Annotated in this window: 19 protein-coding genes and 1 other annotated feature; all 19 genes read left to right on the plus strand. The window is 37.7% G+C overall.

Annotation, left to right across the window (positions count from 1 at the left end):
* The 19 genes from pseG (at position 1) to FG384_RS18090 (ending at position 21,430) form a co-directional block, all read left to right on the plus strand.
* Positions 1–1,080 carry a UDP-2,4-diacetamido-2,4,6-trideoxy-beta-L-altropyranose hydrolase gene (gene pseG / locus FG384_RS18000; protein WP_142644071.1) on the plus strand — a complete coding sequence of 360 codons (1,080 nt, stop codon included), beginning with the start codon at positions 1–3 and terminating at the stop codon, positions 1,078–1,080.
* Positions 1,077–1,634 carry a UDP-4-amino-4,6-dideoxy-N-acetyl-beta-L-altrosamine N-acetyltransferase gene (gene pseH, locus FG384_RS18005; protein ID WP_142644072.1) on the plus strand — a complete coding sequence of 186 codons (558 nt, stop codon included), beginning with the start codon at positions 1,077–1,079 and terminating at the stop codon, positions 1,632–1,634. The genes pseG and pseH overlap by 4 nt, the downstream gene beginning before the upstream one ends.
* Positions 1,631–2,680, plus strand: coding sequence for a pseudaminic acid synthase (gene pseI / locus FG384_RS18010; protein WP_142644073.1), 1,050 nt, complete (start codon positions 1,631–1,633; stop codon positions 2,678–2,680). The genes pseH and pseI overlap by 4 nt, the downstream gene beginning before the upstream one ends.
* Before the next feature lie 156 nt (positions 2,681–2,836).
* Positions 2,837–3,214 (plus strand): flagellar protein FlaG, encoded by a 378-nt coding sequence (flaG, locus tag FG384_RS18015; RefSeq protein WP_240793478.1) that lies wholly within the window; start codon positions 2,837–2,839, stop codon positions 3,212–3,214.
* 15 nt (positions 3,215–3,229) lie between these two features.
* On the plus strand, positions 3,230–4,729 hold the full coding sequence (fliD, locus tag FG384_RS18020; protein WP_142644074.1) for a flagellar filament capping protein FliD: 1,500 nt from the start codon (positions 3,230–3,232) through the stop codon (positions 4,727–4,729).
* Positions 4,730–5,133: 404 nt separating this feature from the next.
* A complete protein-coding gene (fliS, locus tag FG384_RS18025) occupies positions 5,134–5,532 on the plus strand; it encodes a flagellar export chaperone FliS (RefSeq protein ID WP_142644075.1) in 399 nt (132 codons plus the stop codon).
* Positions 5,532–5,891 (plus strand): flagellar protein FliT, encoded by a 360-nt coding sequence (gene fliT, locus FG384_RS18030; RefSeq protein ID WP_142644076.1) that lies wholly within the window; start codon positions 5,532–5,534, stop codon positions 5,889–5,891. Before fliS ends, fliT begins: the two co-directional genes overlap by 1 nt.
* A 424-nt stretch (positions 5,892–6,315) precedes the next feature.
* Complete coding sequence (locus tag FG384_RS18035) at positions 6,316–7,068, plus strand: C40 family peptidase (RefSeq protein WP_142644077.1); 753 nt, start codon at positions 6,316–6,318, stop codon at positions 7,066–7,068.
* A gap of 18 nt (positions 7,069–7,086) precedes the next feature.
* Positions 7,087–8,775, plus strand: a complete 1,689-nt coding sequence (locus FG384_RS18040) for a methyl-accepting chemotaxis protein (protein ID WP_142644078.1) — start codon at positions 7,087–7,089, stop codon at positions 8,773–8,775.
* 144 nt (positions 8,776–8,919) lie between these two features.
* Positions 8,920–9,351, plus strand: coding sequence for a hypothetical protein (locus FG384_RS18045; RefSeq protein WP_142644079.1), 432 nt, complete (start codon positions 8,920–8,922; stop codon positions 9,349–9,351).
* Positions 9,352–9,876: 525 nt separating this feature from the next.
* Complete coding sequence (gene ilvD, locus FG384_RS18050; RefSeq protein ID WP_142644080.1) at positions 9,877–11,544, plus strand: dihydroxy-acid dehydratase; 1,668 nt, start codon at positions 9,877–9,879, stop codon at positions 11,542–11,544.
* A gap of 186 nt (positions 11,545–11,730) precedes the next feature.
* Positions 11,731–11,985, plus strand: a binding site (T-box leader).
* Between the two features lie 147 nt (positions 11,986–12,132).
* Positions 12,133–13,854, plus strand: a complete 1,722-nt coding sequence (ilvB, locus tag FG384_RS18055) for an acetolactate synthase large subunit (RefSeq protein WP_240793481.1) — start codon at positions 12,133–12,135, stop codon at positions 13,852–13,854.
* Positions 13,851–14,366, plus strand: coding sequence for an acetolactate synthase small subunit (gene ilvN / locus FG384_RS18060; protein ID WP_142644082.1), 516 nt, complete (start codon positions 13,851–13,853; stop codon positions 14,364–14,366). Before ilvB ends, ilvN begins: the two co-directional genes overlap by 4 nt.
* 74 nt (positions 14,367–14,440) lie before the next feature.
* Positions 14,441–15,475, plus strand: coding sequence for a ketol-acid reductoisomerase (ilvC, locus tag FG384_RS18065; protein ID WP_142644083.1), 1,035 nt, complete (start codon positions 14,441–14,443; stop codon positions 15,473–15,475).
* Positions 15,462–17,006, plus strand: a complete 1,545-nt coding sequence (locus tag FG384_RS18070) for a 2-isopropylmalate synthase (RefSeq protein ID WP_142644084.1) — start codon at positions 15,462–15,464, stop codon at positions 17,004–17,006. Before ilvC ends, FG384_RS18070 begins: the two co-directional genes overlap by 14 nt.
* Positions 17,007–17,084: 78 nt before the next feature.
* On the plus strand, positions 17,085–18,185 hold the full coding sequence (gene leuB / locus FG384_RS18075) for a 3-isopropylmalate dehydrogenase (RefSeq protein WP_142644085.1): 1,101 nt from the start codon (positions 17,085–17,087) through the stop codon (positions 18,183–18,185).
* Between the two features lie 19 nt (positions 18,186–18,204).
* Positions 18,205–19,620: a 3-isopropylmalate dehydratase large subunit gene (gene leuC / locus FG384_RS18080; RefSeq protein WP_142644086.1), complete on the plus strand. Its 1,416-nt coding sequence runs from the start codon at positions 18,205–18,207 to the stop codon at positions 19,618–19,620.
* Positions 19,621–19,822: 202 nt separating this feature from the next.
* Complete coding sequence (gene leuD / locus FG384_RS18085; protein ID WP_142644087.1) at positions 19,823–20,398, plus strand: 3-isopropylmalate dehydratase small subunit; 576 nt, start codon at positions 19,823–19,825, stop codon at positions 20,396–20,398.
* An 18-nt stretch (positions 20,399–20,416) separates the two neighbouring features.
* Positions 20,417–21,430: a threonine ammonia-lyase gene (locus FG384_RS18090; RefSeq protein WP_276612775.1), complete on the plus strand. Its 1,014-nt coding sequence runs from the start codon at positions 20,417–20,419 to the stop codon at positions 21,428–21,430.
* Positions 21,431–21,703: the final 273 nt, after the last annotated feature.

Here is a 21,703-nt window from a genome sequence, read left to right on the forward strand (position 1 = left end):
ATGAAAGTTGTCATTAGAACTGACGCCTCAATTGAAATTGGTACCGGGCATGTGATGAGGTGTGTAACACTCGCGAAACAGTTGAGAAATAGAGGGGCAACTGTTACTTTCGTATGCAGAGATTTTCCTGGAAATAGCATAAAATTTATAGAAAGGGAAGAATTTGACGTTGTGTCATTATCCTGTGAAGAAAAACAAGACAATGTTCAATGGGTAAAGTTAAATTGGCAGCAAGATGCTGATGACACCAAATCTATTTTAAAAGGACTTTGCAATGAGACTGATTTGCTAGTCGTTGATCATTATGGAATAGACATTCAGTGGGAAGCAGAAGTTAGATTGTTTGTAAGCAAAATAATGGTGATTGATGACCTAGCTGATCGAAAGCACGAGTGTGATTTGTTATTAGATCAAAACTATTACCTAGACAAAGAAAGACGGTACATGGGCCTGGTACCAAACAATTGTGTTCAGATGCTTGGTCCTGATTATTTATTACTTAGAGAAGAGTTTATCGAAACAGTAAAGATATCAAGAGAAAGAACAGGGCAAATTAGAAACATTCTCATTTTTTTCGGAGGTACGGATCCAACTGGTGAAACTATAAAGGTACTTGATGCCATAAAACAAATGGCATTAAGTGGCATAGAGATAAATGTTGTTGTAGGAACAGCAAATCCGAATGTAGAAAAAGTTAAAAAAATATGCTCCCAAATGGTTAATACGAATTTCTTTTGTCAAATTAGTAATATGGCAGAGTTAATGAATATGGCAGATCTTGCAATTGGAGCAGGTGGTTCTACAACGTGGGAAAGATGCTTATTAGGATTACCTGCAATTACAGTAACAATAGCAGATAATCAGCAAGAATTGACAGAAGTTATAGCAAATCAGGGAGCCATTATTAATTTAGGCGATATATCCGAATTTACAAAAGAATCAATTCAAAATGTTATGCTAGAATTACTTCAAAATCAAGAAAAAGTTAAATTGATGTCAGAAAAATGCGCAGAATTCGTTAGTGTTAGTTCGGTAAAAAAACGGCAAGTAATACGGAAAGTCATGGAGCTGTTGTTATGAATATAAATAAATTAGTAAAGTTGAAGGATGTAACTGAAAATGATTTACCACTCTTATTCAAATGGCGTAACCAAGAATTTATAAGAGAAGTAATGTACAATTCTGGAATAATCTCTTGGGAACAACATATCCAGTGGTTTCAAGGTTTGAAGAACAATGATAATAAAACAACTAAAATTTTTTATTTTGATAGTGTTCCTTACGGAGTATTGAATATTACAAATATTGATTCGAAAAATAACTCTTGCGAATGGGGTTTTTATATTGGAAATTCTGAAGCACCTAAAGGGATGGGGACAATTTTAGGTTTTACAAGTTTAAACTACATTTTTAGAGAAATGAAGATTCGTAAAATTTCTGCTGAAGTGTTGGATTATAATATTAAAAGTATCCATTTCCATTTGAAATTAGGTTTTACACAAGAAGGGAAACTAAGAGAACATATTTTAAGAAATGATACATATTTAGATATTCTCTTGTATGGTTTATTTGCCTCGGAATGGGAGGAGAAGTCCTCAAATATAAAAACAATTATAGAGGGGAGATTAATATGAATAGCATTAATGTATCAGGAGTTCAAATTGGTAAAGAACATAAACCTTTTATCATAGCCGAAATGTCAGGCAATCATAATCAGTCGTTAGAGCGTGCATTAGAAATTGTAGAGGCTGCCGCAAAAACTGGAGCACATGCTCTTAAAATCCAGACATATACTGCTGATACAATGACATTGAACATTGAAAATCCAGATTTTAAGATAAATGACGAGAATAGTCTGTGGAATGGGCAAAATTTATATCAGCTATACCAACAAGCATATACTCCTTGGGAATGGCACAAGCCGATTTTTGATCGTGCACGAGAATTAGGAATGATCCCATTTAGCACCCCATTTGATGAAACTGCTGTAGATTTTCTAGAAGAACTGGATGTGCCAATATATAAAATAGCATCATTCGAAAATACTGATATTCCCTTAATAAAAAAAGTAGCTTCTACCGGGAAACCTATGATTGTTTCTACCGGAATGGCGACGATAGAAGAGTTAGAAGAGACTGTGCTTGCAGCACGTGAAGCAGGGTGCAAAGATTTGATTTTGCTTAAATGTACAAGTACTTATCCGGCAACCCCAGAAAATACGAATATCTCAACAATTCCTCATATGGGGGATTTATTTGGCGTTCAAGTTGGATTATCAGATCATACGATGGGGACTGGAGTAGCGGTGGCAAGTGTAGCTTTGGGTGCGACCGTGATTGAGAAACATTTTACCTTGTCCAGAGAAGATGGTGGAGTAGATTCGGCTTTTTCGATGGAACCGGATGAAATGAGAGCTCTTGTAGTGGACACTGAAAGAGCATGGCAGGCGATGGGAGTAGTCACATACGGTCCTACAGAAAAAGAAAAAGCATCATTAAAATTTAGAAGATCTATTTATGCAGCAGCAGATATCAAGGATGGGGAAGTATTCACAAAGGACAATATTAAAGTCATCCGACCTGGCTATGGTCTTGCACCAAAGTATTATGAACAAGTCCTTGGAAATAAGGCGAAAAGTGAGTTGAAAGCTGGATCACCCCTGACATATAGGGATATTTAAAGAGAATGCAAGAAAAAGAATTAGAGATAAGAATTAATGCTTTTTATTACTAATAATGTAAATTTTATTATGTAATTTGAAATGATAACTTAATATTAATTTGCCCTAGTCGATATATAAGTTAAGAAATATATATTACAAGGGGAGAAGTATCATATGGTTAATCGAATTTCTGACACTGCTATAAATGGTGCTCAATACAGTGTGCCCCAGAAAAAAGAGGATTTTGTGGGTGCTGTTGACACTTTTATGCCAGTCTCATTTCAAGCAGAAACTCATCCCATGGGTAATGTTTCAGCTGAAACATTACCAGCAGAAAAAGCTAGAAAAATGACAGAAAGCATGAACAAATTTTTAGAAACCACAAACACAGAATTAAGATTTGAGTTCCATAAAGAACTAAAAGAATACTATGTAACCTTAGTGGATTCCAAAACACACGAAGTGGTAAAAGAAGTTCCTTCCAAAAAATTAATGGATATGTACGCAGCAATGAAAGATTTTGTAGGATTCTTTGTAGACGAGAAAATCTAGGAGGTTGATGAGTTCATGCGTTTAAGTGGATTAGCAAGTGGTATGGATACAGAAACAATTATTAAAGATTTAATGAAAGCGGAACGAATGCCGCTTACTAAGATTACACAAAAGAAACAAACCTTGCAGTGGCAATTAGACAGTTATCGTGCAGTAAATAGAAAGTTGCAAGAATTCAGCCAAAAGACATTTGACAATATAATTATGTCTAATTCGTTCAGAGCAAAAAAAATGGAGATTTCAGCTCCAAACGATGTATCAATTAGCAATAAGAATTCGACAAGTGATTTTACAGGTACAATTAAAGTGGATCAGTTAGCGAAAAACTCCACGATGCATGGTTCTGAAATAACGGGAGCAGTAGGGCAGTCGGCAAATAAAACGTTGACGGAACTAGGTATCACTGGAACTGAAATCACAATTGACGCAATAGATGAGAATGGGGTAATTAAGCCGGGTAAAATGTTAACATTCGCTTCGACAGATAAATTGTCAGATGTACTGAACAAAATCAATAAAGAGACAGGTGTAAATGCTTTTTTTGATTCAAAAACTGGCAAAATTGCAATGACAACAAAACTTGGTGGCGCAACTGGCAATAATGATGAAATCCAAGTGAGCGGTGATCTTGGTGCTAGTTTAGGGTTGAATGGTCAGCCTGTTACTTCTGGACAAAATGCAATATTTAGTATAAATGGATTAGAAATGGAACGTTCAACCAACACGTTTGAGGTCAATGGATTTGAGTTCACACTCAAAGAGGCTAATTCAAAGGAGATTAATTTTGCATCTAAGCCGGACACGGAAGCTGTTTTAGAGACCGTCGTAAAATTTGTGGATGATTATAATAAGCTGATGGAAGAGTTGAATGGTCTAGTTAGAGAATCCAAATACCGTTCGTTTCAACCTCTTTCTACAGAAGAAAAAGCTGCTATGTCAGAAAAAGAAATCGAACTATGGGAAGAAAAAGCGAAAAGCGGATTGCTTCGTAATGATCCAATGATTTCTGGAATGGTAACAAAGATGCGTTCGGCACTTATGGGTTCTGTTGAAGGTTTAGGTTCACTAAAAGAGATTGGAATAGGATCAACAACTGGTAAATATGCTTGGCAGGATAACGGCAAGCTGGTTATCAACGAGGATAAGTTAAAAGAAGCTATCAATGCTGATCCAGACAAAGTTCATAAATTATTTGCACAAACTGGAGACCCTGCAAACCCTACAAAACCTGGTGAAATAGTAGGTGAACAAGGATTTGCACAGCGACTCAAGGCTCTTACCGACATAACTATAAAAGAGATTAGTAAGCGAGCGGGAAGTGCTGGTTCTACAAATGCATCATTTACTATGGGACGTAGTTTGGATGAAATGAACAAACAAATGGATCGCTATGAAGACCGCATGAAAAAGGTGGAAGATCGATACTGGAGACAATTTAATGCGATGGAAAATGCAATTCAGAGAGCAAACGCACAATCTGCGCAGTTGATGAATTCCTTAGGAGGTGGGGCTTAATAATAATCACCCTCTACAGTGTAGCAAGAAGGTCAATTTTTTGATGCGAATCGATAAAGGAATCTGGTAGGGGCTTTTCCTCGATACGGAGTTGGCAATAAGTATTGATTGGATTTTAAGGAAATCATGTTCTATGCAGTGACATTTACTTAGTTTGATTTGGTAAGAATCCCTTATTCATCCTTTTAATTAGGAAAAGTAAGAGATTCTTTTCCTGTTTTTGAGATAATCATCTATTCTTCTATACAGGCACTCAACAAAACTAGATTGGAATTTGTGGAGACTCGTTGCAGGAGACAAGTTAAACACAATAAAGAAAAATCACAATTAGGTATTTTATCGTAATTTGTAGAACAAAAGTATAGAATATAGTTAGAAGTTCTTACAAAAGGAGTTGTATCATATTGGCAGCACAATCAGTCCATCAAGCTTATCAAAATAATAGTGTGAGCACTGCTTCACCTGGTGAATTAACGTTAATGCTTTATAATGGATGTCTAAAATTTTTAGGAAAAGCAAAAGTTGCTATAAATGAGAATAGCATTCAAGAAAAAAACGTTAATTTGCAAAAGGCTCAGAAAATTATTCAAGAGCTCATGGTGACACTGAATATGAATATTGAAATTTCCAAGTCTATGATGCAAATGTATGAATATATGAACCATCGCCTAATCGAAGCAAATATCCAAAATGACGTGAAAATTATTGAGGAAGTAGAACAGTATGTTCTAGAATTCCGTGATACTTGGAAACAGCTTATTCAGTTAAATCGTCAAAAGCAATTCACTGGAGACCAAGCATAATGAGTGTAGTGGAAGATTTATTAGTAGCTTCTGAAGCTCTTCTGGTACATCTAGATACAATTCCGTCAGAAGACAAGCGTGATGAGTTTATTGAGCGAATTGAAGTTTTATTAGATGAACGTGAAAACTTCATTCGAGTACTCTCTAACTTAAAGGAATTTAATCTTGAAAATGATACTTTAAAAGACCGTGTAATAGAACTTGATAAAGATGTTATCAATAGATTAAATAAAGTAATGTCAGTTATCAAAGGAGATATTAGTGAGCTACAGCAAATGAAACGTCGAGAAAAATCTTATTCTAACCCTTATGCAGCAACACAAACTATTGATGGAATATATTTTGATAATAAGAAATGAAAAAAAGACCGACTTTTAAATAATGAAGCCGGTCTTTTTATTTTTAGATAGTTATTGCAGAAATCCTTAAGGCAAATGTATCAGTTAATGTGCCAAATATATTTTAAGCCATATTAGCTCTTAGATTGGATGGTTTTCTGAATACATCTAGATGTGTTTGAATCATATTAATATCTCCAATCGCCAGAGGGTAAGAATGATTTAGATTAGGCATAATTTTTACAGTGGTATTTTCTGATTAATTTCAAGTGTAATCAAACTATAATTTATGTCGGTTACTGTCATTTAAACTGAATAATTAACATATAACCAGACTATAATTGAAGGTGTTATTTCCCAGGGAATATCTTTCCAAAATTAATAGTGAGATAACAGTAGATAAGTGATATGATTAGATTAATAGTAAAATAGGAGGAGGGTCTATATGATCAAGAAATTTTTAATAGTAATGGTCTTATTTTTTTCGTTTTCAGCGACAGCAAATGCAGATACATTGCATGAAGTGAAGAAAGGTGATTCGTTATCAAAGATTGCCAAAATGTATAAAGTGACAGTAAATGACCTTCGCACATGGAATAAGCTAAAAAAAGACAATATTTATATAAAGCAAAAAATAATCGTACAGAAGCCTACGAATGTGAAAACTGCAACTAAACCTGTTCCTAAACCTGTAGGTAATAAGCCTGTTGCACCGATTATTACTGAAATAATAGTTCAACCAGGTCAAGTAAAGTCGGAACAAGTCGTTAATCCTCCAGTGTTGGTTGATGAAGCGAAGCAATTAACTGAAAGTGGACAAGCAATTTATCTATTGCTTCTAGATATTGCACCAAGGTTGGAAGGCATTCCATATTTATATGCTGGAAATACGATAGCTGGTTTTGATTGTAGTGGATTTATTCATTTTATTCATTCTCAAGCAGGACTTAATCTAACTAGAAAAAGTAGTGAATCCTATTTTGCAGAAAGTGCTACTGTTGTGAATCCTATAGTAGGAGATTTAGTGTTTTTTGAAAATACATATAAAGAAGGTATTTCCCATATGGGTATCTATCTTGGTAATAATGAGTTTATACATGCTGGTACAAAGGGTGTCGAGATAGCGAGATTAGATTCTGTTTATTGGAAAGATCATTTTGTTTCATTTAAACGTTTCCACTCTGTTAGTGTGAATTAAAGGATAGGGGTTTTATATATGAAGTGGACAATAGGTAAAAAATTGTGGTTAGGATTTTCTTCTGTGTTAAGTTTAATGATTATTGTTGTTGTTTTGACACTTTTAACGATGTCAGATAATAGTGAAAAATATCAATTTTTGCTTGATGATCGGGTAGTGAAAGTGAATCTAGTGAGAGAAATTGAGATGTCACAAAAAGATACAACAAATAATTTAATGGAGTATTTATTGTTTAACACTGATATTTCAAAAAAAAGTATTACTGATAATCAAAAAAATACAGAAAACCTAGCAAAGGATTTAAGAGGAAGACTTTTTTCTCCTGAAACATTAGAAATGATGGATAGATTCGACAAAAAGTTAGTTTCATTTGCTGCTAAAAATCAAGAGATTATTAACGCGAAGCAGAAAAAAGACACAATGAATATTAATAAACTTTCTTCAGAAGCTAAATCTATTAATAGTGATGCTCTGAAAGTTTTAGATGAGATTGAGCAGTTTTTACAGAATGATATGGAGAAAGAGAGAGAACAAATAAATAATTATGAGAAAGTTGCTACTACCTTTATTATAGGAATATCTATTTTAGCAATTCTGTTGGGAGTAGTTTTAGCTTACTTTATTAGTAAAAACATTTCTCTTCCAGTTAAAAAAGTTACAACAGGATTATCAGAAATTGCAGTAGGAAATTTAATTGTAGAACCAATTAATATTAAAAATAAAGATGAAGTTGGTGAAATGGCAGCGGCTTTCAATACAATGTCTGTTGATCTTAGACAAATTGTGTCGAATGTGCGTGATTCATCTATGCAGCTTGCTGCAAATGCGGAAGAGCTTTCTGCAAGTGCAGAGGAAAGTTTAGCTTCTTCACAAATGGTTGCCAAGTCAGCAGAGGGTCAAATGGTTACAAGTGAGCAACAAGTTCATCATTTAGACTCTTCTGTCAATGCAATGCATGAATTATCCCAAGGCGTAACTCAAATCTCTATAAGTAATGAAGAAATGTTACATGCAGCAGATGATGTAACAAAACTTGTGAAAAAAGGATCGAATGTAGTGTCTAATGTTTCAGAACAAATGAACACAATCCATTCAACATTTAAAGATACGTCTATACTTATGAACAATATGGCGAAGCATTCTGATGATATTCAATCCATCACTGCACTCATTACAGATATTTCGGAGCAAACTAATTTGCTAGCATTAAATGCGGCTATCGAGGCAGCACGAGCTGGTGAATATGGTAAGGGTTTTGCTGTTGTAGCGGAAGAAGTGCGTAAGCTTGCCGAGCAATCAAAAAACTCTGCATCTGAAATAGAATCTATGGTTCAAGTAATTCAATCTGCTTCTGGGGATGCAGTGAAAGCCATCACAATGGGTGGAGAGAAAGTAGAAGAGGGGCTTATGAAAACAACCGAATCTCTTCAGGTGTTTACTGAGATCGAAACAGCTGTTGGCGTAGTTGGAGTTAAAGTAGAATCAGTCTCTGCAGCCATCGAGCAAATTCAAGCAATGGCAGAATCTGTTTCGGAAGGTTCACTTGAGGTACAACGACTTGCTGCACTTGCTGCAGATGGTGCAAATGACACAAGTGCTGCTACTGAAGAGCAACTCGCTGCAAACGAAGAAATAACTTCTAATGCACAATCATTAGCTGATCTTGCAGAAGTTCTCCAAAATAATGTGAGTCATTTCAAAATCTAACTACTATGTGCCTCTGAATTGTTACACAAGATTCAGAGGTATATTTTTGTGAAAAAATTTCAGTATATTAAAAATCAAAGTTTCCTCAAGTCGACACAATCTTAGTAGACTTAATAAAGTATAATTGCTGTAGGTGATGATTTTATGTACAAATTCATTATTTTTATCCATGTAATTAGTGCGATTCTATCGATCGGTCCATTCTTTGTTCTTTTTCCGGTATTAAATCGAATGAAGGGGAAAAGTGGAGATTTGTTGGATTCCCATATTGAAGTGTTTCAAGCAGCGATTCGAATTGTAAAACATGCTGGTCATGTCCTTGTCGTTTCCGGAATACTGCTTATGTGGCAAGGGAATTGGGCTTGGTCTACATCATGGATCGTCATGACGATAGTAATAATGGTAAGTTCGATTGTGTTTCTTGCAAAAGCATTTAAGCCCAATATCCGACAGTTTAATGCTGGAGTAATTGATTCACATACTCTTATTTTTAAATTGCATCGTTCTGTTTGGTTATATATTATATTATTACTAATAATGCTTTGGTTTATGGTAGTGAAGCCTAATATATGGTAATGGACTCTTTCTCAGATTGTTGAGAGGGGGTCTTTTTTTAATTTTAATCAGAATGAATTTGTGACTGAGAGAGACGAATTTGCGCTTACCGAGGGAGAACTTTCACTTAGAGGATTTGAAATTGCGGATATCCAGTTAGAATTTGCACTTAGAAGATCTGAACTTGTACTTAACGAGTTTAAATTTGCTATTCCTGAATTAGTACTTGTGATTCCCAATTCGAACTTTCATTTTCAAAAGTTAAACTTGCCGATTCACATCTCACATCGCAGTGTATTTTTTTATGAAATTCACAAAAAATTTTGATTGCATACAAAATGCGATATATCGCAGATGTAAGCGATTACAAGAAAAACGAATATTCAAAACTGACAGATTATTTTAAAAAAGAGTGTTGACGGGGCATTTTAAAGGCGATATGATAGCAACAATATATTAAATATTGTGATAAAATTCACAAACTAATAGAGTAATAGCCTGCAAAGCTAAACGCTACATAAGCGGTAAGTATAGGAGCGATGGAAATTGAGAAGTGACATGATTAAGAAAGGCGTAGATCGAGCCCCTCATCGTAGCTTACTTTATGCAACTGGGGTTAAAACGAAAGATTTAGACAAACCGTTTATTGGTGTTTGTAACTCCTATATTGATATTATTCCAGGCCATATGCATTTAAATAAATTTGCAGAGGTCGTTAAAGAAGCCATTCGTGAAGCTGGTGGAATTCCGTTCGAGTTTAACACAATAGGTGTAGATGATGGAATTGCAATGGGTCACATCGGGATGAGATATTCACTTCCGAGTCGTGAGCTAATTGCAGACTCAGCAGAAACAGTTATTAACGCACACTGGTTCGACGGAGTGTTTTACATTCCGAACTGTGACAAAATTACTCCAGGTATGTTAATGGCAGCAGTAAGAACAAATGTCCCATCTGTTTTTGTATCAGGTGGTCCGATGGAAGCTGGTACTTCTGCTGATGGAAAACAACTTTCGCTTACATCTGTATTTGAAGGTGTTGGTTCGTATAAATCAGGATCTATGACAGCGGAACAATTACTCGATATTGAACAAAACGCATGTCCTACTTGTGGTTCATGTTCAGGTATGTTCACTGCAAACTCGATGAACTCATTAATGGAGATGCTCGGTGTAACATTGCCAGGTAACGGAACGATTGTTGCTACATCAGACGAACGTCACCGCCTCATTAAAGAAGCAGCGAAACATCTTGTTCGAATGATTAAAGAAGATGTGAAGCCAAGAGATCTGATTACGAAAGAAACGATCGACGATGCATTTGCACTAGACATGGCAATGGGAGGTTCTACTAATACAGTACTTCATACATTAGCTATTGCGCATGAAGCTGAAATCGAATACGACGTAAAAGAAATTAATGAAGTAGCAAAGAGAATTCCATATTTATCAAAAATTATGCCTGCTTCTGATTACTCCATGCATGATGTTCATCTCGCAGGAGGGGTTAGTGCCATTATAAAAGAACTTTGTGAAATTCCAGGAGCGGTTCACCCGGATCGGATGACGATTACAGGTAAAACACTCTATGAAAATGTCAAAGAATCAGAGATTAAAAATGATCAAGTCATACGTCGAAAAGAAAATCCATATAGTCCAGTAGGAGGCTTGTCCGTCCTATTCGGAAATATTGCTCCAGAAGGCGGAGTGATTAAAGTGGGAGCAGTCGATCCTTCCATTAAAGAATTTACTGGAAAAGCCATTGTGTTTGATTCACAAGAGGCAGCACAGGAAGCAATTGACGAAGGTATCGTACAGGAAGGTCATGTAGTAGTAATACGCTATGAAGGTCCTAAAGGAGGACCAGGGATGCCAGAAATGCTAGCTCCAACTTCAGCGATTCAAGGTCGCGGTTTAGGAACGAAAGTGGCACTCATAACAGACGGTAGATTTTCCGGAGCATCTAGAGGAATTTCCATTGGACATATTTCTCCAGAAGCAGCAGACGGTGGTCCAATCGCACTTGTTGAAAATGATGATATCATCGCTATTGATTTAACAAATAGAACAATAGAACTTCAAGTTACTGAAGAAGAATTAGCTACAAGAAGAGTAAACTTACAACCATTTGAACCAAAAATTAAAAAAGGTTATTTAGCAAGATATTCGAAACTAGTAACATCCGCTAGTACTGGTGGAGTAATGAAAATCTAACTTTATTCAGCTTTGCTGAATAAAGTTGCCTCCGGCGGATGTCACAGATTTTGTAAAGTATAGGATGTTAGCCTAAGTTCGTCGCATCCATGCGACAATGGCTAACTGACCTGCATCACGCAGGCCTAAGTTCGATGCTAAATCTGGACGCAAATACGCCAAGGCGAATTTGATTAAATCTAATATTATAAATCATTGATGAGGCAAAAGTTAAAGGAATCTTGTATTTACAGAGAGCCGGTGTAGCTGGGAACCGGCAATACAACCTTTAGCGACATCCCCTCGGAGTGAAGTGTTGAACGGGAAACCTTTTAGATACTTCCGGGTGTAGTAAAAAGCTACTCTCGTTATAAATGGATAATTGACGATTGTCGGTTGTCTGCGAGGTAGCGGTTACGCTGCGAACTAGGGTGGTACCATGAAAAGAATTTCATCCCTATACAAAAGAACTATAGTTTCTTTGTGTGGGGAGAAATTCTTTTTGTTTTTTATATAAAGATCATGCAAGAAAGAAACAATTGTGACACTGGACGATTTGATCAGAAGGAGGAAATGATGATGAAGTTGACTGTTGAAGAAGCAGAACAAATGTATGAAGAGCCCGAAACGGCGGAAGCTCCCAAACAATTAGACGGAGCAGATGTTTTAATCGAAACATTGAAAAAACATCAGGTTGAAGTAGTTTTTGGTTATCCGGGTGGTGCTGTATTACCGATTTATGATGCACTACATAAAAACCCAATCAAACATATTCTTGCGCGTCACGAACAAGGAGCAATCCACGCTGCTGAAGGGTATGCACGAGTTTCTGGGAAGGTAGGGGTAGTAATTGCTACGTCTGGCCCTGGTGCAACGAATGTTGTAACAGGAATTGCGGATGCAATGATGGATTCGATACCGCTTGTTGTATTCACAGGTCAGGTTGCAACAACGGTTATTGGTACAGATGCTTTCCAAGAAGCAGATATTATCGGGATTACTCAACCAATTACAAAACATAATTACCAAGTAAAAGATGTAGTTGACTTACCAAGAATTATTAACGAAGCTTTTCATATTGCTTCCACAGGTCGTCCAGGACCAGTCGTCGTAGATATTCCGAAAAATATGGCAACAGGAATGTTTGTTGTAAAAGAAGATGCAACGAGTGAAGTGAATCTTCCGGGGTATCAGCCAACGACAACACCCAACTTTTTACAAATTCAAAAAGCTGCTCAAGCTATTACAATTGCGAAACAACCGCTAATTCTTGCTGGAGCAGGAGTGTTGTTTGCCAAAGCATCCGAACAACTTGCAGCATTTGCAGAGAAATATCAAATTCCTGTAACAAATACTCTTCTCGGACTTGGAAGTATAGAAGGAAATCATCCACTTTTTTTAGGGATGGCAGGAATGCATGGTACGTACACAGCTAATATGGCTATTCAAACTTGTGATTTACTCATCAATGTAGGTGCGAGGTTTGACGATCGTTTAACAGGAAACTTAGCTCACTTTGCACCAAATGCAAAAGTGATTCATATCGATATAGATCCTGCAGAAATCGGTAAAAATGTTCACACTGAAATTCCGATTGTTGCAGATGCGAAAGAAGCACTAACCGCTTTACTAGAGCAAAATACTCCAAACGGGAATACTGCTGCATGGTTAGAAAGCTTACATGTAAATCAAGCACAATATCCTTTATTTTATGAAGCAAGTGAAGAACGAGGGCTACTTCCACAGCAAGTAATGGAACTTGTTCACGAGTATACAAATGGAGATGCAGTTGTCACTACAGACGTAGGGCAACATCAAATGTGGGCGGCCCAATATTATAAATTCAATCAACCACATAACTGGGTAACTTCCGGAGGACTTGGAACAATGGGATTTGGTTTCCCAGCTGCTATAGGTGCACAGCTGGCAAAACCAGAAGCAAAAGTAGTTTCAATCGTTGGAGATGCTGGGTTCCAAATGACACTTCAGGAATTGTCCTTACTTCAGGAGATGCGCATTCCAGTGAAAGTGATTATTTTAAACAATCAAGCACTTGGAATGGTTCGTCAGTGGCAAGAAAGATTTCATGGAGAGCGTTATTCCCAGTCACTTATGCCGATTCAACCTGATTTTGTGAAGCTTGCAGCTGCTTATGATATTAAAGGTTATAAAATCGAAACGTATGAAGATGCCAAAAAGCAGTTAAAAGAAGCACTTGCATCGGATGAACCAGTATTAATAGATTGTAGAGTTGTTCAAAAAGAAAGTGTATTTCCAATGGTTGCTCCAGGAAAAGGACTACATGAAATGATTGGAGTGAAGCCAGAATGAAGCGGATCATTACCGTCACTGTGTTAAACCAAAGCGGGGTCTTAAACCGTGTAACTGGCCTACTCATGAAGCGCCAGTTCAATATTGAAAGCATCACAGTAGGTCATACGGAACAACCACAAATTTCAAAGATGACGTTTGTAGTAAATGTGGAAGATGAACAAAAGCTGGAACAACTTTTAAAGCAACTTCAAAAGCAAGTAGATGTGCTAAAAGTAAATGATATTTCCGAAAAGTCGATTGTTGTTAGAGAGTTGGCGCTTGTGAAGGTCGTGTCGCCACCAGCAGTAAGAGCAGAGATTAATAGTATTGTCGAACCTTTCCGAGCAGCCACAATTGACACTGGGAAAAATGTAGTGACATTCCAAGTGACAGGCAACTCAGAAAAAATTGATGCATTTATTGATTTACTCAAGCCTTATGGCATAAAAGAGCTAACTAGAACTGGTGTCACCGCATTTGTTCGCGAAACACAGAAAGTTCATTCTACTCAGCTATCCATTTTGCAGTAGTGGAGTAACTAAATACAGTAATAAAGTTTTCACTTTTAAATAAATTAAAAACCAAATTCGAGGAGGAAATTACAATGGCTAAAATGTATTACAACGGAGATATCAATGAAGGACTTTTAAAGGACAAAACAATCGCAATCATCGGTTATGGATCACAAGGTCACGCACATGCTCAAAACTTGAAAGATTCAGGCTTTAACGTAGTGGTAGGTATTCGTGAAGGAAAATCATTCGACCAAGCAAAAGAAGATGGATTAGAAGTGTATTCTGTAAAAGAAGCTGCTGAAAAAGCAGAAGTTATTATGATTTTATTACCTGATGAAAGACAAAAAGCAGTATATGAAGCAGAAATCGCACCAGCATTAACTGCAGGTAAATCATTAGTATTTGCACACGGATTTAACGTTCATTTCGATCAAATCGTACCTCCAGCAGATGTGGACGTATTCCTAGTAGCACCAAAAGGTCCTGGTCACCTAGTACGTAGAACATATGAATCAGGAGCTGGAGTACCAGGTTTATTTGCGGTATATCAAGATGCTACTGGCAACGCAAAAGAGACAGCTTTAGCATATGCGAAAGGTATTGGAGCAGCTCGTGCTGGAGTTCTTGAAACTACATTTAAAGAAGAAACAGAAACAGATCTATTCGGAGAGCAAGCAGTACTTTGTGGTGGTACAACTGCATTAGTTAAAGCGGGTTTCGAAACATTAGTAGAAGCAGGCTATCAACCAGAGCTTGCATACTTTGAAACATTGCATGAATTGAAGCTAATCGTTGACTTAATGTACGAAGGGGGATTATCTACAATGCGCTATTCTATCTCTGATACTGCAGAGTGGGGAGATTTCGTATCAGGACCACGTATCATCGATGCTTCTGTAAAAGATCGCATGAAGGAAGTATTAACAGATATTCAAAACGGTAAATTTGCGAAGGAATGGATCGAAGAAAATGCAACAAACCGTCCAAAATACAACGCTATTAAAAAGGCAGAAGCTGAGCACCAAATCGAAACAGTTGGAGAAAAACTTCGTGAAATGATGCCATTCATCAATGAGGGGAAAAAACAAGTGAAGAAAGAAGTGGTGACGAGTGGGCAAAATTGATATTTTCGACACAACGCTACGTGACGGAGAACAATCTGCAGGGATTAACCTGAATACACAAGAAAAATTAGAGATTGCTCGTCAGCTTGAAAAATATGGAGTTTCCATTATAGAAGCAGGATTTCCTGCTTCTTCCCCTGGGGACTTTGAAGCAGTTAAACAAATTGCCGGAACAGTTAAAAACTCAATTGTTACAGGGCTAGCTCGTTCTATTAAAAGTGATATTGAAACTTCGTGGGAAGCATTAAAAGGTGGAGTACAGCCACATCTTCATACATTTATCGCCACATCTCCAATCCATATGCAGTATAAATTGAATAAGACACCTGAACAAGTAATTGAAATTGCTGTTGAATCCGTGAAGCTAGCAAGAAAATATTTTCCGCTAGTGCAGTGGTCAGCAGAAGATGCAACTCGTTCAGATAAAGAATTTCTCGTTCGAATTATAAATGAAGTAATAAAAGCTGGAGCAACAACGATCAATATTCCAGATACTGTCGGCTATGCAACACCAATCGAATATGGTGCATTATTCCGTTACTTATCTGAGAACGTCCATGGCATTGAACGAGTAAAACTTTCTGCTCATTGTCACGATGATTTAGGTTTAGCAACAGCTAATACATTAGCTGCTATTGAAAATGGTGCGTCTCAAGTAGAAGGTACGATCAATGGAATCGGCGAACGTGCAGGGAACGTAGCACTAGAAGAAATTGCAGTTGCCCTACATATTCGCAATGATTATTACAACACGGAAACTGGTATCGTTTTAAAAGAAACGAAACGTACTAGTCAACTTGTAAGTAAATTAACAGGTGTTGCAGTTCAACCAAATAAAGCTGTTATTGGGAAAAATGCATTCGCACATGAGTCTGGTATTCATCAAGATGGTATGCTGAAAAATCCTGAAACGTACGAAATTATTACACCAGAACTAATCGGTGATGCAACTACAGAACTCGTACTAGGAAAGCATTCAGGTCGCCATGCATTCTCAAGTCGTGCAGAGGAAATGGGCTTCCAATTAAGTGATGAAAAGCTAAATGCTGCATTTGTAGCATTTAAAAAATTAGCTGACCGTAAGAAAGAAATTACTGAAGAAGATTTATTTGTTTTATTGACAGATCAGCAAGTTCACACTTCCGAAGTGGAAGTGTATGAATTAGAAAGCGTCCAAGTGCAATATGGCACATCTAATATTCCTACTGCAACTGTTCAGGCGAAAACTCCAACTGGAGAAGTAGAAGTTGTCTCTTCTACTGGAGCAGGTTCTGTAGAAGCAATTTTCAATACGCTGGAAAAGCTTGTGAATGGAAAAGTTCATATTATTGATTACCGGGTATCTTCAGTCTCTAAAGGTAGAGACGCACTTGGAGAAGCAGTTATTAACCTAAGCTTCAATGATGTTATATCAACAGGTAGAAATGCTTCCCAAGACGTACTAGAAGCATCTGCTAAAGCATACTTAAATGCGATTAATCGCCAATTAGTAAAAGTACATTACCAACAAAAAGTACCGGTAACACAATAAAGACTAGCTTTAGTTCCTAATCGAATGTGCTGAAAGTAACTGAAGCTTTATCCAAAATACGAAACGGGAGTGAATGAGATGGAAAAAACGATAACGGTATTGCCGGGAGATGGAATCGGTCCAGAAGTAACGGAAGCTGCTGTGAAGGTGCTTCAAACAATTGCAAAACGTTTTAACCATACGTTTAATCTGCATTATGAACTTATTGGTGGAGCAGCAATTGATGATTGTGAAAATCCACTCCCTGAAGAAACGATAAAACAATGTAGTCAAAGTGATGCCATTCTCTTAGGTGCAGTTGGTGGGCCAAAATGGGATCAAAATCCATCTCACTTACGCCCGGAAAAAGGATTGTTGGCAATACGCAAACATTTTGGATTGTATGCAAATATTCGCCCAGTGAAAGCTATACCTGCATTACTGGATTCTTCACCTCTTAAAAAGGAAGTAGCGGAAAATGTCGACTTAGTCATCGTTCGTGAGCTTACAGGTGGTTTGTATTTCAGTGAACCTCGCGAAAAATCTCATGATCATGCACTTGATACGCTTGCTTATTCAAGAACAGAAATCGAGCGTATTGTCGATACAGCATTCCAGATTGCAAGAAGCCGACGTGGAAAACTAGCTTCTGTTGATAAAGCTAACGTTTTAGACACAAGCAAATTATGGCGAGAAATCGTAGAAGAAAAGAGACAGAACTATCCTGACGTAGAATTAGAGCATATGCTAGTTGATTCTACAGCGATGAAAATGATCACACAGCCTAGTGCCTTTGATGTCATAGTAACGGAAAATATGTTTGGTGACATTTTAAGTGACGAAGCATCTGTTATTACTGGATCTCTTGGAATGCTTCCATCTGCAAGTACACGCGAAGATGGCTTTGGTTTATATGAACCAGTACATGGATCCGCTCCCGATATTGCGGGACAAAACAAAGCAAACCCAGCAGCAACGATCCTTTCTGCAGCGATGATGCTTCGCGAAGCATTCCAAATGGAAACAGAAGCAGCTGCGGTCGAAGAGGCGGTATTTAATGTATTAAATGATGGTAATTTCACAGGTGATCTACAAGTAGAAGGAAAACGTGTTCTTTCTACAACTGAATGGACGGCAAAAGTATTAGAAGAGTTAGACTCGGAATTTGTATCAGATAGCATTATGTTTTCTTATGTCTAACCAAAAGGAGAGGGACTAAATGGCAAAAACGATTATCGAGAAAATTTGGGATGAACATATTGTGTACGAGGAAGAAGGAAAACCAGACCTTCTCTATATCGATTTACACTTGCTCCATGAAGTAACATCTCCACAGGCTTTCGAAGGGTTACGACTAAATAATCGGAAGGTACGTCGTCCTGATCTTTGCTATGCAACGATGGATCATAACGTACCTACTCGAAATAGAGAACAGATTACGGATGTAATCGCCCGAACACAAATCAATACACTTCAACAAAACTGTGAAGAATTTGGAATTCCACTTGCCAATATGGACCATCCAGATCAAGGGATCGTACATATTATTGGCCCAGAACTAGGACTAACACAACCTGGGAAAACCATCGTTTGCGGAGATAGTCATACTTCCACTCATGGTGCGTTTGGTGCAATTGCATTTGGGATTGGTACGAGTGAGGTAGAGCATGTTCTATCTACTCAAACACTATGGCAAGCAAGACCAAAAACGATGGAAATTAAAGTAACAGGCGAACTAGGTTACGGGGTAGCTGCAAAAGATATTATTTTAGCGATCATTTCGAAATTCGGCATCGATATGGGTACTGGGTATATCGTAGAGTATACAGGTGAAGCTATTCGCAAGTTATCGATGGAAGAACGTATGACGATTTGTAATATGTCCATTGAAGCAGGAGCTCGAGCTGGTTTGATTAGCCCGGATGAAACAACAGTTAATTTCTTAAGGGGTCGAGAGCATGTTCCAACAGGAGAAGCTTTTGAAAAAGAAGCGGATCGCTGGCTTTCATTGGCTTCAGATGAAGGAGCTGTTTACGATAAAACGGTGGAAATTTCCGCTGATGAAATCGAACCTTTTGTTACATGGGGTACAAATCCTTCTATGGGTTCAGGAATATCGAATCACATTCCATATACAAAAGACTTTTCTGAAACAAGTGATCAACAAGCGCATGAAAAAGCACTTGCATATATGGGGTTGGAGGAAGGAATGCCTTTAACAGATATTGCTATTAGCAATGTGTTCATCGGTTCTTGTACGAATGCTCGTCTGAGCGACTTGCGCACAGCAGCAAGCGTTATTGAAGGTCGTAAAGTACATCCAAATGTGAAAGCAATTGTCGTTCCAGGATCACAAACAGTGAAAAAACAAGCAGAACAAGAAGGCATCGACAAAATATTCCTTGATGCAGGATTTGAATGGCGCGAATCTGGATGTAGTATGTGTCTTGCGATGAATGATGACGTTGTACCAGCTGGTGAACATTGTGCATCTACTTCCAACCGTAATTTTGAAGGTCGTCAAGGTGCAGGATCTAAAACACATTTGATGAGTCCTGCAATGGCAGCAGCGGCAGCCATTGAAGGCCATATCGTAGATATTCGCAAATTTCAACTTTCTCCAGCAGGGATTTAAACCCTTGCTGAATAAAGTTGAGGCCTCCGGCGGATGTCACAGATTTTAAAAGGAGTAATTGAAGGATGATAGCCTAAATACGTCGAATCCATGCGACAACGGCTATCTGACCTGCATCACGCAGGCCTAAGTTCAATTTAAAATCTGGACGCAATTACGCCAAGGCGAAATTGATTTAGTAAATAAGTAAGGAGGAAAAACTGTGGAGCCTATTAATGAAATAAAAAGTGTTATTACACCTTTAAATCAAAAAAATGTTGATACCGATCAAATAATTTCAAAAGAGTTTCTAAAAAGAATAGAGCGTACAGGATTTGGTCAGTACTTGTTTTATCACTGGCGCTTTGATGCACAAGGAAATCCGATAAAAGATTTTATTTTAAACGACGACCGTTATAAAGACTCTACTATTCTAGTAGCCCATGAAAATTTCGGATGTGGATCATCGCGTGAGCATGCTCCATGGTCGATATTAGACTATGGCTTTCGAGTAGTCATTGCACCGAGCTTCGCAGATATTTTCTATAATAACTGCATGAAAAATGGAATTCTTCCTATTAAATTGTCGGTGGAAGAGGTAGAAGAACTTCTAAGAAAAGAATTGTATAACGTAGAAGTCAATTTAGAAACTCAAACGGTAACGGGAGCAGATGGTATTGTTTATTCATTTGACATTGATCCTTACCAAAAGAAAATGCTTCTAAATGGGTGGGATGAAATTTCATTGACATTCCAATATGAAGATCAAATAAAAGCTTATGAATTAAGAAAAGCGTAAGTCGCAAGCTTACTTAAAATTAGAAAATTAGGAGATGGTTTTGTTGGGAATTCATACGACACTGTAGGTTTATATTTAGCATCAGAAAAAGTAGCGGAGTTCGTTCACCGAACACCATGTAAAATGTCGACAACATTTAATGAATTCAGTGGAAAGAAAGTATTTCTCAAAATGGAGAACTTGCAAAAAACCGGTTCATTTAAAATTAGAGGGGCGATGAACAAAGTACTACAGCTTTCGGAAGCTGAATGCGAAAAAGGCTTAATCGCTGCTTCTGCTGGTAATCATGCACAAGGTGTCGCTTATGCCGGAAAAGCACGAAATGTGCCAGTCACGATTTTCATGCCAACCGGAACACCCGAAGCTAAGGTGAACGCAACGAGAGGATACGGAGCGACGGTCAAACTTGTTGGACAAAATTTTGACGAAGCATATGTTGCAGCAAGAGAAGAGCAACTTCGAACGGGTGCAACATTCATTCACCCATTTGACGACCTAGCAGTAATCGAAGGTCAAGCAACAGTTGCTATGGAAATGCTCCAGCAACGACCTGAGATCGATACAATCGTTGTGCCTGCCGGCGGAGGAGGCCTACTAGCTGGTACATTATTAGCTGTAAAGTCTACTCGTCCAGATATTCGAGTAATCGGCGTTCAATCTATTAATGCTCCAGCAATAACTATTGCCTATAAAGGGAAAAATGACGGAATCCTTACATTTCAAGGAAAAACGATAGCGGAAGGCATTAACGTGAAAGTTCCTGGGAAGCTAACAATGAACATAATTCATTCTTTTGTAGATGACATGGTCACGGTGACCGAGCAAGAAATTGCGTCGGCAATTCTCTTCATGCTCGAACGAGAAAAAACGCTAATTGAAGGTGCAGGAGCCGCAGCAGTAGCGGCAGTGTTGAATCACCACACTCCATCCTCCGCCCAAAACATAGGAATCATCGTAAGCGGAGGAAACTTCGACATCGGCAAACTCGCTGAATGCCAACAAATGTCACTAAAAGTTCCATTAGCAAAATAAATAGTTTCTTCACCACTAGCCGCTTAAGGCTAGTGGTTTTTTTGAGTGAGAGTAGCACGAGTTCTTGGGATGAAGGGGAGCATATTTCGTTTTGGATAAGAGGCTTTCATTTAAATGGCAATGAAATTGGGCTTATGTCGAGCGATTGAGTCAAGTCCTTATAATTGTGTAAAATGCTAATTACAAGTTTTCAATTGTTTTGTATCACAAACAGATTCTGTTCGAAGTATGAATTTGATTGGATTGGAAGGGGGTACCCCCTTCCAATCCAAT

It is taken from the genome of Psychrobacillus vulpis (genome assembly GCF_006861825.1).
In the GTDB taxonomy this organism is placed as follows: Bacteria; Bacillota; Bacilli; order Bacillales_A; family Planococcaceae; genus Psychrobacillus; species Psychrobacillus vulpis.